We start from the raw sequence: 12,317 nt of genomic DNA on the forward strand, positions 1-12,317 counted from the left end.
CCAATGCAAACTTTTGATGTGGCCATCGCAGGTGGTGGAATGGTCGGGCTGGCTGTTGCCTGTGGATTACAGGGCAGCGGGCTGCGCGTAGCGGTACTGGAACAGGCTCCAGAGCCCACGTTTGATGCCACCTCAGCACCCTCAGTGCGGGTTTCTGCGATCAATGCGGCCAGCGAGCGCTTACTGCAAAAGCTCGATGTGTGGTCACAAATTTTGTCACGCCGTGCGACGGCTTATCACGGTATGGAAGTCTGGGACCAGGACAGCTTTGGTTCGATCTCTTTTGATGATGACCAGCAAGGTCTGACCCATCTGGGCCATATCATTGAGAATCCGGTGATCCATAGCGCGTTATGGCAACGTGCCAGCGCTTGCAGTGACGTCACCTTGATTTCATCGACTCAGTTGCAGCAGGTGGCCTTCGGTGAGAACGACGCCTTCGTCACTTTGCAGGACGGATCGATGTTAACCGCACGCCTGCTGGTAGCTGCGGATGGTGCCAACTCCTGGCTGCGTGATAAAGCGGACATTCCTCTGACTTTCTGGGATTACGACCATCATGCACTGGTTGCCAACATCCGCACTGACTTGCCACATGATGCCGTAGCGCGCCAGGTGTTCCACGGTGACGGCATTCTGGCTTTCCTGCCAATGCATGATCCGCACCTCTCGTCTATTGTCTGGTCACTGTCACCGCAGGAAGCCACTCGCTTGCAGAGCATGCCAGAAGCGCTGTTCACGCAGCAGCTGTCAGTGGCTTTTGATATGCGTCTCGGTTTATGTCATCTGGAGAGTGAACGGCAGACGTTCCCACTGATGGCCCGTTATGCGCGTAATTTCGCGGCACATCGTTTGGCATTAGTCGGCGATGCAGCTCACACCATCCACCCTCTGGCGGGACAGGGCGTCAATCTCGGGTTTATGGATGCCGCAGAGCTGATTGGTGAAATTCGCCGTCTGCACCAGGAAGGCAAAGACATTGGACAGCATCTGTATCTGCGCCGCTATGAGCGGACGCGTAAGCACAGCGCTGCGATGATGCTAGCCAGTATGCAGGGATTCCGCGAGCTGTTTGCTGGCGTTAACCCAGCGAAAAAGCTGTTGCGCGATGTCGGGCTCAAGCTGGCAGACACCCTGCCAGGCGTGAAGCCTATGATGCTCAAACAGGCGATGGGCCTGAACGATCTGCCGCACTGGCTGCGTTAATTTCCTCTCTTCTGGCGGGATGCCTCCCGCCCTTTTACTCCCTTTGCACTCAAACAAAGCATCACTGCACCAGCGTGACGCTTCGTTTGATTTATTCTAATTTTACGCACGCATTCGCATTATATTTTCTAATTCGAAATGGCGGGTATAAAAACAGGTTCCTACTTTTATCTGGAATACACATCCCATTTTTGCTGGTTAAAAGGTGTTTTTCCTTCCATTTTATGTGATTTACTTCCTGTTTTTGGTTAATCACGCTGATTTGCCGTTTTCCTGCCTCAAATGCTGTGTCAGGATTCGACCTCATTCTGCTTATGGTTTCGTGTCGCTTTCAGTGGTAGTTTCAGCAGGAGAGAGAACGTTTGCGTCGCTTGTATTTAGCGCCGCCCCGGTGAATTGAGGATGATGAATGACTCAGCAAACTCCGTTGTTCCAGCAGCACCAGTCTTGTGGTGCCCGAATGGTCGATTTCCACGGCTGGATGATGCCGCTGAATTACGGCTCACAAATTGATGAACACCACGCGGTGCGCAATGACGCGGGGGTGTTTGATGTCTCACACATGACCATTGTTGACCTGCACGGTACACGCACGCGCGAATTCCTGCGCTATTTGCTGGCTAATGACGTTGCCAAACTGACCCAACCGGGCAAAGCCCTCTACAGCGGGATGCTGAATGCCTCCGGCGGCGTCATTGATGACTTGATTGTCTATTTCCTCGCAGAGAACGCCTTCCGCCTGGTGGTGAACTCCGCCACACACGACAAAGATTTGGCCTGGATTGCCCAGCACGCCAGCGCGTTTGGCGTTGAAATCGCGGAACGTACCGATCTGGCGATGGTGGCGGTACAAGGACCTAACGCCAAAGCCAAAGTCGCCACCCTGCTTACGGATGAACAACGTGCGGCTGTTGCCGGAATGAAGCCCTTTTTCGGCGTACACACCGGTGAGCTGTTTATCGCCACTACGGGCTATACCGGTGAAGATGGCTACGAAATTGCATTGCCTAATGATCAGGTTGAAGCGTTCTGGCAGCAACTGTTAGCCGTAGGCGTAACCCCTGCCGGCCTCGGCGCACGCGATACGCTGCGTCTTGAAGCGGGGATGAACCTCTATGGCCAGGATATGGACGAAGGTATTTCGCCGCTCGCGGCCAACATGGGCTGGACCATTAGCTGGGAGCCCGCTGAGCGTGATTTTATCGGTCGTGCTGCGTTAGAAGCACAACGGAAACAACCCGCCGATAAGCTGGTTGGGCTGGTGATGCAGGAAAAAGGCGTGCTGCGCAGCGGCATGCCGGTGCGTTTTACGGATGCCAGCGGCTCAGTACAGCAAGGCGTGATCACCAGCGGGACTTTTTCACCCACGCTGGGTTACAGCATTGCCTTTGCCCGCGTCCCCGCAGGAATTGCTGATCGCGCTATAGTTGAACTTCGCGGTCGCGAAGTTGCGGTCAGCGTGAGCAAACCCGTTTTTGTCCGGGCCGGTAAACCGGTCTCGCAATCATAACGTTAAGGAGCAACAGAAATGAGCAATGTCCCAGGTGATTTAAAATACACCGAAGAGCATGAGTGGGTGCGTAAAGAAGCAGACGGCACTCTGACAGTGGGTATTACCGACCATGCGCAGCAATTGCTGGGTGACGTGGTTTATCTTAATTTCGAAACTTTAGGCAAAAAACTGCAAGCCGGTGATTTGGTCTGCGAAGTTGAGTCAGTGAAAGCGGTTTCCGATATCTTTCTGCCGGTAAGTGGTGAAATTCTGGAAAAAAATGAGGATATGGATACCGATCCTAACCTGATTAATGAAGAACCTTATGGCGATGGCTGGATCTTCAAACTGAAGCCAGATGACGCTGCTAGCTTTGATGGCCTGATGAGCGCAGAGGATTATAAAAAGCTGGTAGACGCTGCAGAAGCTTAACGTAGGTAGGTTGTCACGGCCTGTCTGACAGGCCGTATCATTTGTTTGCTGTCACTGTTTTTCGTTCCGACCAGGATGTAAATGCTCATGACTAAAACGCTAAATCAGCTCGAAAACGCCACTGCCTTTGTTGCTCGCCATATTGGCCCAACACCTGCTCAACAGGCGACCATGTTAGATACTATTGGTGCCAGTTCTCTGGAATCACTTATCTCATCGCTGGTCCCGGCGGATATTCAACTTCCGGGGCCGCCAGCGATTGGTGAATCAGCAACCGAGCAGCAGGCGCTGGCTGAACTCAAGGCGATTGCCAGTCAGAATCAGCGTTACAAATCCTGGATCGGCATGGGTTACAGTGCGGTGGTGACTCCTCCGGTCATTCTGCGCAATTTGCTGGAGAATCCCGGTTGGTATACGGCTTATACGCCCTATCAGCCTGAAGTCTCGCAAGGGCGTCTGGAAGCTTTACTCAATTTCCAAACCCTCACGCTGGACCTCACCGGACTGGATATCGCCTCCGCTTCATTACTGGATGAAGCGACAGCCGCAGCCGAATCGATGGCGATGGCCAGGCGCGTCAGCAAACTTAAAACCGCCAATAAATTCTTTATTGCTGATGATGTGCATCCACAGTCGCTGGATGTGGTGCGCACTCGCGCGGCCACTTTTGGTTTTGAGCTGATTATCGATAGCCCCGAGAAAGCGCGGGATCATCAGGATCTGTTTGGCGTGTTATTACAACAGGTTGGCACCAGCGGTGAGGTGCATGACTACCGTGATCTGATAGCCAGCCTGAAAGAACGTGGCGTTATCGTCAGCGTAGCCGCTGATTTTATGGCACTGATCCAGCTGGAAGCACCGGGCAAGATTGGGGCAGACATCGTGTTTGGTTCCGCTCAACGCTTCGGCGTGCCGATGGGCTATGGCGGGCCCCATGCTGCGTTCTTTGCCAGCCGCGATGAGTATAAACGTGCGATGCCAGGCCGCATTATTGGCGTTTCACGTGATGTCGCTGGCAACACCGCGCTGCGCATGGCAATGCAGACGCGTGAGCAACATATCCGCCGTGAAAAAGCGAACTCCAATATCTGTACTTCACAGGTACTGCTCGCCAATATTGCCGGGATGTACGCGGTCTATCATGGCCCGGAAGGGTTGCAGCGGATTGCCGGGCGCATCCATCGCCTGACGTCGATTCTGGCCGCTGGCTTACAGGCTGCGGGCCTGAAACTCCGTCATCAACAGTGGTTTGATACGATCACCGTTGAGGTGGCTGACAAAGCGGCGGTACTTAACCGCGCGTTGAGTTTTGGCGTCAACCTGCGCACGGATATTCATCATGCCGTCGGGGTAACGCTGGATGAAACCACCTCGCGTGAAGACGTGTTGGCGCTGTTTGCCATTTTGCTGGGGGATGCGCACGGGCAAGATATCGACACGCTGGATGCACAAGTCGCTGCCGCAGAACCTGTGATCCCACAGGCAGTCCAGCGCCAACAGGCATTTTTGACCCATCCGGTATTCAATCGCTATCACAGTGAAACCGAGATGATGCGCTACATGCACAGCCTGGAGAAAAAAGATCTGGCGCTGAATCAGGCCATGATCCCGCTTGGCTCTTGCACCATGAAACTCAATGCCGCAGCGGAGATGATCCCGATTACCTGGCCGGAATTTGCAGAACTGCACCCGTTCTGCCCGGCGGAACAGGCAACGGGTTACCTACAGATGATCAGCCAGCTTTCGCAATGGCTGGTGCAGCTCACCGGCTATGATGCACTCTGTATGCAGCCGAACTCCGGCGCGCAGGGAGAGTATGCTGGCCTGCTGGCGATTCGACGCTACCACGAAAGCCGTGGTGAAGGCCGTCGCCATCTCTGCCTGATCCCCGCTTCAGCGCACGGCACAAACCCCGCTTCCGCACAGATGGCAGGGATGGATGTGGTAGTGGTGGCCTGTGACAAACAGGGCAATATCGATCTCCATGACCTGCGCGCCAAGGCGGAGCAGGCGGGTGAAGCGCTCTCCTGCATCATGGTGACCTATCCTTCGACGCATGGCGTTTATGAAGAGACCATTCGTGAGGTATGCCAAATCGTGCACCAGTACGGGGGCCAGGTTTACCTTGACGGTGCCAATATGAATGCGCAGGTGGGGATCACCACGCCAGGCTACATTGGTGCTGACGTTTCACATCTTAACCTGCATAAAACCTTCTGTATTCCACACGGCGGCGGTGGGCCAGGTATGGGGCCGATTGGCGTAAAAGCGCATCTGGCACCTTTTGTACCGGGCCATAGCGTAGTGCAAATTGACGGCATGTTAACCCAGCAGGGAGCAGTATCCGCGGCGCCGTTTGGCAGCGCCTCTATTCTGCCCATTAGCTGGATGTATATTCGTATGATGGGCGCACAGGGACTGCGTCAGGCCAGTGCGGTGGCTATTCTCAATGCCAACTATATTGCACGCCGTCTGCAATCCGCCTATCCAATCTTGTACACCGGGCGTGATGGCCGTGTGGCGCACGAATGCATCCTGGATATTCGTCCATTGAAAGAACAGACCGGCATCAGTGAACTTGATATTGCTAAGCGTCTGATTGATTACGGCTTCCATGCACCAACCATGTCGTTCCCGGTGCCGGGTACGTTGATGGTTGAGCCTACTGAATCCGAAGCGAAGCCGGAGCTAGATCGCTTCATTGATGCGATGCTGGCGATCCGCATGGAGATCGACCGTGTTGCCGAGGGTGAATGGCCGAAAGACGATAACCCGCTAGTGAATGCACCGCATACGCAGCGTGAAATCGTTGGTGACTGGCAACATGCCTATAGCCGCGAACTGGCGGTCTTCCCGGCAGGCAGTGAAAATAAATACTGGCCAACGGTGAAACGGCTGGACGATGTGTTCGGTGACCGTAACCTGTTCTGCGCCTGCGTGCCGATGAGTGATTATCAGTAACTTGCTTTTACTCCTCTGATTTTTCAGGGATAAAAAACAGCGGGCAGCATCGTGACAGCGATGCTGCCCGCGTTGTTTCCCATGCCACTTTCCATCATCCGCTGCAATTTTACCTTCATCCACAGCGGCTATTCTCATCAGGTTGAGCAGTAACAAGCATTCATAATTTAATTTAAGCGTACAAGTGTACTCTGAAATAATTCTTCGCTACTCTGTTGTGCAGAAAATCCCCAACAACTGCGGCAGGACGTAATTGTTATGACAGAAAACCGTTTAATCGCCCGTGGATACTCGCTGGCCGAGGAGATTGCCAACAGCATCAGTCACGGTATTGGCTGTGTCTTTGGCATTGTCGGTCTGGTGTTGCTGTTGACTCAGGCCACTGAGATGCGCGCGGATATCACTGCTATCACCAGTTACAGCCTCTATGGCGGCAGTATGATTTTGCTGTTTCTCGCGTCGACGCTGTACCACGCTATCCCGCATCAGCGGGCAAAAATATGGCTGAAAAAATTTGACCACTGCGCCATCTACTTACTGATTGCCGGCACCTATACCCCGTTCTTGCTGGTGGGGCTCAAGTCACCGCTGGCTCATGGGTTGATGGTGGTGATCTGGGGACTGGCACTGTTAGGGATCATCTTCAAGCTGACGATTGCACACCGCTTTAAGGCACTCTCGTTAATCACCTATCTGGGAATGGGATGGTTATCGCTGATTGTCATTTATCAACTGGCGACCCGGCTTTCTGCGGGGGGCGTATGGTTGCTGGCTGCGGGTGGAATTGTCTATTCGCTGGGGGTGATCTTCTATGTGGCGCGCCGCATCCCTTACAACCACGCGATCTGGCACGGGTTTGTGCTGGGTGGCAGCATCTGCCATTTCTGCGCCATTTACTTCTATGTGAATTAAACGGGCTTTTTCACACCGCTGGCTGAAGCAGCGGTGTGAATTGTCCGGTTAACCTTCGGACAGTGAATAAGGCAGTGGTTGAATGGTCAGTTTGCTGGTTTCATCCCCTTCCACCCGTAACACACTCTCTGCTTCCAGATCGTTATTCAGTACGACCTGCACCCAAACCGTGCCGTCATCCAGTTGTACTGCCGTGAGTACGGTACCGGTACGACGCCATCTTTCACCCAGTTGCAGCTCCAGCGAATCCGCTGCCGCAGGAACGCGTGAAGCACTGCCCGCCAGCCAGTAAAGGGCGCGTTTGTTGGCACCACGGTACTTAGCTCGTGCAACCATCTCCTGGCCGCTGTAACAGCCTTTCTTGAAGCTGATGGCGTCCAGGGCTTGCAGGTTGGTTGCTTGTGGCAGCAACTGCTCGCTGTTAGCCGGTTCTATCACCGCAATCCCGGCTTCAATCTCCAGTGCCAGCCACTGCTGGCTGTCGTTGAGCTGCGCATCATCGGCCAACGCAACCTGTATCGCTTTAGCCTGATCTTCCGTAGTGACAACCAGGAAACGCTCAGCAGGGTGTTCGAACCATAAAATGGTGGTGTCACCCAGTTGGACTACCGGTGTCGTGCTGTCTGGCAAGGTGGTGAACAGCTTGCTCAGTGCGGCACGGGCCTGAAAACCGGCTACGCCCAGCAGTGTGGCTTCATCGTCTGGCAGCAGTGTGACTTTTGCGAATACCGCATATTTCTTCAGTTCTGCGAGCTGCTTTTCGCGCAGTTCGCGGCGCACCAGATAGGCAAACCCTTCGCCACGATGGAACAGGCGCAGTGAACTCCACATTTTGCCTTTGGCATCGCAGTGTGCGGTAGGGCGATGCTGATTACTTTCCAGCGCGGCAACGTCCAGCGTCAACTGGCCTTGCAGATAGCTGGTGCTGTCTTTGCCCTGCACTGAAACCAGTGCCCAGCCCTCAAGAGAAATCAGCGTGAGTGGCAGACGAGCCGCCGCCGCTGGCTGACGTGGCGGTAAGGTAAAAATGGTCATAGGGATATCCTGATTCCAGTGATTCTTCCGAAATAGTGCTTCAATGTTAAAAGAGCGCTCTGGCTTTGCAACTGCTTTACGGAATCTGGCGCACAAATCGCGTGATAACCCTGCTCACTGTGGCGCTGCTATTGCGGCAGACCGCGCAAAGCCCTTCTGTATGTCTACATATTGCATAAAACCAGGTTACACTAACGCCACTTTTTGCACTGTGGAAGCTGACAGATGGATATTCACGAAAAATCGCGTATTCAGTGGGCTTGTCGTCGCGGCATGTTGGAGCTGGATGTGGCGATTATGCCGTTCTTTCGTTACGAGTTTGACGGCCTGGACGATACCGATAAGCAGGTGTTTGTAGCATTGTTAAAGAGTGACGATCCGGACCTGTTCAACTGGATGATGGATCACGGCGAGCCAGCCGACCCCGAGCTAAAACGTATGGTGAAGTTGATTCAGCAGCGTAATCGCGCACGTGGCCCAGTGGCAATGTAATCTACGCCTCTCGCGTCGCGCTGCCTGGCTTCAGCGGCTGCTGTTTAGCAGCCTGCTGTGCAGCATTATGGCGGCGGCCTGTTCGTCCTTTTGGTGGCTATTACTGATTCCGCCAGTGATCTATGAAGGATATATCTGTTCCCGTCATCGGCAACAATACTGCGGTATTCTGGCACGTGAAGATCACCTGTACTGGCGCTGGCAATATAAACGCTGGCAGATAATCCATCCGCCACGCTGGCTACCCTGGGCGGTATTATTACAGCTGCAAAATGAAAACGGAAAAACGTTACGTTTCTGGCTACATGAAGATGCCATGACACCCCGCGACTGGCGCACGCTGCGAGCTGCCTGTTTTAGCGATGAACTTTAATGGATAAATAGCCACAGCGGCGCGGATTTTATTTAAATGCGTAACCTGTTCTCGTTATTGATTGTCAAAAAATGTGGTGTGGAATAAAGACGATTCTTGACGTTTCTTTGGTTTATTTTATTTAATTATCAACGGTAGAATTCGAACCCACATCGGTTACTTTGAGGTCGGAATGAGTTCTCATATAGAAATTGCAACAAGGATAGTAAGGGTGCTTCTCTCTCCGGATACAGCAGTAGGGATTATGGGAGGTATACTCTCAGTTCCTAAAGACCTGGCTTATATGGCGTATGGTTTTATGGATACGGATTCAAGAAGCTTTCGTCAGGATGAGCGCATTCGCATGACACATGCTATTCGTTTTGGGATTCTACAAAACTCCCATCTCAAAAAATCAATTGAAACTACGTTAGATGTTTTCAGCCAATTTGTTCCTGGAAGCAATAAAGATAAATTGGCAGGACAAGTAACTGGTTCAATGATAGGACGGTTTCTGACGAATACAGTCCTGACAACCAGTCTGCTAAATGCGGTTGTTTTTAAAAGTGGTATGCTTTTGAAGTTTGGCGTTGGAACCTTAGGGAATCTTCTACTGATTAACGGAATGGCTGAAAGAAGCATATATACGTCAATGCGTTTGAAAAAATACAACCCTGAACTTTGGCAAGCACTACGTGCAAAAAACTACGATTTTCTTTACTTTCTCATTGAACCTGCTGTACAACCTTTCACTGAGGCTTTGCACGTCAGGCGCACGCAGGGATTGCCTGCTTTCGAGAAAATATTAGATTTGGTTGAAGAGAAACTGAATGAGGCGCAAATCGAATAATCCTTTTCTGAAGAAGATTTTTTATTTTTTCCTCGACTATCTGGTAGTCTCTTTGGGTGGTGCCTTACTCTGGATTTGCCTGTTTTTGGGGATATACTTCGATAACTGGACGGAGAGGCTCATTTATATCGGCCTGACGATAGTTATAATGATAACTATCGTTGTATTATTAGAAAAACTCTTCCCCAGCAGCGAGCGCGATTAGCGTGAAAATCCCCGCGCAGCGGCACGCGACCGCTGCGAAAAAGGGCTCACCATCAAAGCAGCGCAGCGGTCTCCACCAGCACTTGCTCGCACCAGCGCTCCAGCCGTTCGTCGCTCTCTTCAAACTGATTGACCTCGTCCAGCGCCAGGCCAACAAACTGTGTGCCATCTTTGCTTAACGGTTTCGGGCTGGTGAACTCATAGCCTTCCAGCGGCCAGAAGCCGACAAACTGCACGCCCATGGGCTTCAGGACGTCGTACAGCATGCCCATCGCATCCAGGAACCATTCACCATAGCCAATCTGGTCGCCCATACCATACAGCGCCACAATTTTGCCGTTGAGGTCCAGCTCTGGCAGCGATGTCCAGATCGCTTCCCAGTCCTCTTGCAGCTCCCCAAAGTCCCAGGTGGGCATCCCGAGAATCAGCAGATCGTACTGCTGCATCAGAGTGGGGGAGTCATCCTTTACATTGTGCAGGGTCACTAGCTCTGCGCCGATAATGTCGCGAATCTTTTCCGCTGCCATCTCGGTGTAGCAGGTGCTGGAGCCGTAAAACAGACCAATTTTCATTCGAGTTTACAGTCGCCACGGTAATCAAACATATACGGCCGCATTGTACACGTCTTTGCCACCGCTGCCGACTGCATGGAATGCGGCAGGGGATTGGGTAACTGTGCGTTCGAAGGTATCAGCCACGGCGTAAAATCAGGCATAATGCCGGGGTTTGATAGCAAAGGGCGGACATATTGTGCAGGATCAGGATCTGACAGAGCAGTTTCTCGATGCATTATGGATTGAGCGTAATCTGGCGCAGAACACCCTGGCCTCCTATCGTCAGGATCTGCATACCTTTACCGGGTGGCTACACCATCACCAACTCACGCTGCTCGGTGCGAGCACGGCGGATCTGCAAGCCTTCCTGGCGGAACGCGTTGAAGGCGGCTACAAAGCCACCAGTTCCGCGCGTATGCTGAGTGCGTTACGCCGCATCTTCCAGTATCTCTACCGTGAAAAGCTGCGCACTGACGATCCCAGCGCGTTACTGGCTGCGCCTAAATTGCCGCAGCGACTCCCCAAAGATTTAAGTGAGGCGCAGGTGGAGCGCTTGCTGCAATCGCCCTCGACCGACATTCCACTGGAACTGCGTGATAAAGCCATGCTGGAAGTGCTGTACGCTACCGGGCTGCGTGTTTCTGAACTGGTGGGGTTGACCATCAGCGACGTCAGTCTGCGGCAAGGCGTGGTCCGGGTGATTGGTAAAGGCAACAAAGAACGTATGGTGCCATTAGGTGAAGAGGCCGTTTACTGGCTGGAGTATTATCTTGAGCACGGTCGTCCGTGGTTGCTTAACGGCCAGACGCTGGACGTGATGTTCCCCAGCAACCGGGCGCAACAAATGACGCGACAAACCTTCTGGCATCGCATAAAACATTACGCCGTACTGGCCGGGATTGACGCTGAAAAGCTGTCACCCCACGTGCTACGACACGCGTTTGCAACCCATCTGCTCAATCACGGCGCGGACCTGCGCGTGGTGCAGATGCTGCTAGGGCATAGCGATCTCTCTACCACGCAAATTTACACCCATGTCGCTACTGAGCGCCTGCGCCAGTTACATTCACAGCACCATCCCCGTGCCTGAGGCGCGGAGTAAAGGACGTAGCATGAAAAAAAGACTCTTTCTTCTCGCACTGTTAGCGGGAACCTTCGTCAGCGCCAGCCATGCAGATGACAGCGCTATTCAGCAGTCGCTACAAAAACTCGGCCTCAAGCAGACCGAAATTCTACCTTCACCGCTGCCGGGAATGAAAACCGTGCTGTCAGAAAGTGGCGTACTGTACGTCAGTGAAGATGGCAAGCAGATGATTCAGGGGCCGTTGTACGATGTCAGCGGTGCGCACCCGGTGAATGCGACCAATAAAGTGCTGGATAAAAAAATGGCCGCGCTGGCACCCGAGATGATTGTCTATCCTGCGGCGAAACAGCAGCATGTGATCACCGTGTTTACCGACATCACCTGCGGCTATTGCCACAAGTTGCATGAACAAATGGCGGACTACAATGCGCTGGGCATTACCGTGCGTTACCTCGCCTTCCCGCGTGAGGGCTTGCATGGCTCAGTTGAGCGGGCGATGAAAGCCGTATGGTGTTCAGCGGATCGCCAAACGGCATTTGATGCGGCGATGAAAGGCAACGCGCCACAAACCGCAGCACCTGCCTCGTGCAATATCGATCTGGATAAGCAGTACCAACTCGGCTTGCTGTATGGCATTCAAGGCACGCCTGCCATCTTCACCGACACCGGTCTGGTGATCCCTGGTTACCAAAGCCCACAAGAGCTGAAACAGACGCTTGATGGCCAGAAGCAGGGCGGTTAAG

General features: G+C 53.1%; 12 protein-coding genes. 10 read left to right on the forward strand and 2 right to left on the reverse strand.

Annotation, left to right across the window (positions count from 1 at the left end; all coding sequences use genetic code 11):
* Positions 1–3 precede the first annotated feature (3 nt).
* From ubiI to trhA, 5 genes are all read left to right on the forward strand, one after another.
* A complete protein-coding gene (gene ubiI, locus F3J40_RS16475; RefSeq protein WP_167016302.1) occupies positions 4–1,206 on the forward strand; it encodes an FAD-dependent 2-octaprenylphenol hydroxylase in 1,203 nt (400 codons plus the stop codon).
* A 409-nt stretch (positions 1,207–1,615) separates the two neighbouring features.
* A complete protein-coding gene (gene gcvT, locus F3J40_RS16480) occupies positions 1,616–2,716 on the forward strand; it encodes a glycine cleavage system aminomethyltransferase GcvT (RefSeq protein WP_167016304.1) in 1,101 nt (366 codons plus the stop codon).
* A gap of 18 nt (positions 2,717–2,734) precedes the next feature.
* On the forward strand, positions 2,735–3,130 hold the full coding sequence (gcvH, locus tag F3J40_RS16485; RefSeq protein ID WP_167016306.1) for a glycine cleavage system protein GcvH: 396 nt from the start codon (positions 2,735–2,737) through the stop codon (positions 3,128–3,130).
* A gap of 87 nt (positions 3,131–3,217) precedes the next feature.
* Positions 3,218–6,091, forward strand: coding sequence for an aminomethyl-transferring glycine dehydrogenase (gene gcvP / locus F3J40_RS16490; protein ID WP_167016308.1), 2,874 nt, complete (start codon positions 3,218–3,220; stop codon positions 6,089–6,091).
* A 258-nt stretch (positions 6,092–6,349) separates the two neighbouring features.
* Positions 6,350–7,003 carry a PAQR family membrane homeostasis protein TrhA gene (trhA, locus tag F3J40_RS16495; RefSeq protein WP_017349281.1) on the forward strand — a complete coding sequence of 218 codons (654 nt, stop codon included), beginning with the start codon at positions 6,350–6,352 and terminating at the stop codon, positions 7,001–7,003.
* 48 nt (positions 7,004–7,051) lie between these two features.
* Here the strand turns inward: trhA and ygfZ are convergent, their stop codons facing one another.
* Positions 7,052–8,038 carry a tRNA-modifying protein YgfZ gene (gene ygfZ, locus F3J40_RS16500; protein ID WP_167016310.1) on the reverse strand — a complete coding sequence of 329 codons (987 nt, stop codon included), beginning with the start codon at positions 8,036–8,038 and terminating at the stop codon, positions 7,052–7,054.
* Positions 8,039–8,263: 225 nt separating this feature from the next.
* Between ygfZ and sdhE the strand changes: the two genes are divergently transcribed.
* The 3 genes from sdhE to F3J40_RS16515 all read left to right on the forward strand — a co-directional run bounded on the left by sdhE (position 8,264) and on the right by F3J40_RS16515 (position 9,732).
* On the forward strand, positions 8,264–8,530 hold the full coding sequence (sdhE, locus tag F3J40_RS16505; RefSeq protein ID WP_017349279.1) for an FAD assembly factor SdhE: 267 nt from the start codon (positions 8,264–8,266) through the stop codon (positions 8,528–8,530).
* A complete protein-coding gene (locus tag F3J40_RS16510; RefSeq protein ID WP_167016311.1) occupies positions 8,511–8,903 on the forward strand; it encodes a protein YgfX in 393 nt (130 codons plus the stop codon). The genes sdhE and F3J40_RS16510 overlap by 20 nt, the downstream gene beginning before the upstream one ends.
* A 172-nt stretch (positions 8,904–9,075) precedes the next feature.
* Positions 9,076–9,732 (forward strand): Ssp6 family T6SS pore-forming effector, encoded by a 657-nt coding sequence (locus tag F3J40_RS16515; protein ID WP_167016314.1) that lies wholly within the window; start codon positions 9,076–9,078, stop codon positions 9,730–9,732.
* Between the two features lie 257 nt (positions 9,733–9,989).
* Here the strand turns inward: F3J40_RS16515 and fldB are convergent, their stop codons facing one another.
* The gene (gene fldB, locus F3J40_RS16520; protein ID WP_167016316.1) at positions 9,990–10,508 is read right to left on the reverse strand and encodes a flavodoxin FldB; all 519 of its coding nucleotides are present in this window, start codon (positions 10,506–10,508) and stop codon (positions 9,990–9,992) included.
* Between the two features lie 178 nt (positions 10,509–10,686).
* Here fldB and xerD point away from each other — a divergent pair, with 178 nt between their 5' ends.
* Together xerD and dsbC are read left to right on the forward strand one after the other, a co-directional pair.
* Complete coding sequence (gene xerD / locus F3J40_RS16525; RefSeq protein WP_167016318.1) at positions 10,687–11,580, forward strand: site-specific tyrosine recombinase XerD; 894 nt, start codon at positions 10,687–10,689, stop codon at positions 11,578–11,580.
* A 22-nt stretch (positions 11,581–11,602) separates the two neighbouring features.
* Entirely contained in the window at positions 11,603–12,316 is a 714-nt protein-coding gene (gene dsbC / locus F3J40_RS16530; protein WP_167016327.1) for a bifunctional protein-disulfide isomerase/oxidoreductase DsbC, read from the forward strand.
* Position 12,317: the final 1 nt, after the last annotated feature.

The organism is Candidatus Pantoea multigeneris, from assembly GCF_011752615.1.
Classification (GTDB): domain Bacteria; phylum Pseudomonadota; class Gammaproteobacteria; order Enterobacterales; family Enterobacteriaceae; genus Pantoea; species Pantoea multigeneris.

Coding starts and splice junctions, on each gene's coding strand:
- ubiI (WP_167016302.1), top strand. CDS start 4: ATGCAAACTTTTGATGTGGCCATCGCAGGTGGTGGAATGGTCGGGCTG.
- gcvT (WP_167016304.1), top strand. CDS start 1,616: ATGACTCAGCAAACTCCGTTGTTCCAGCAGCACCAGTCTTGTGGTGCC.
- gcvH (WP_167016306.1), top strand. CDS start 2,735: ATGAGCAATGTCCCAGGTGATTTAAAATACACCGAAGAGCATGAGTGG.
- gcvP (WP_167016308.1), top strand. CDS start 3,218: ATGACTAAAACGCTAAATCAGCTCGAAAACGCCACTGCCTTTGTTGCT.
- trhA (WP_017349281.1), top strand. CDS start 6,350: ATGACAGAAAACCGTTTAATCGCCCGTGGATACTCGCTGGCCGAGGAG.
- ygfZ (WP_167016310.1), bottom strand. CDS start 8,038: ATGACCATTTTTACCTTACCGCCACGTCAGCCAGCGGCGGCGGCTCGT.
- sdhE (WP_017349279.1), top strand. CDS start 8,264: ATGGATATTCACGAAAAATCGCGTATTCAGTGGGCTTGTCGTCGCGGC.
- F3J40_RS16515 (WP_167016314.1), top strand. CDS start 9,076: ATGAGTTCTCATATAGAAATTGCAACAAGGATAGTAAGGGTGCTTCTC.
- fldB (WP_167016316.1), bottom strand. CDS start 10,508: ATGAAAATTGGTCTGTTTTACGGCTCCAGCACCTGCTACACCGAGATG.
- dsbC (WP_167016327.1), top strand. CDS start 11,603: ATGAAAAAAAGACTCTTTCTTCTCGCACTGTTAGCGGGAACCTTCGTC.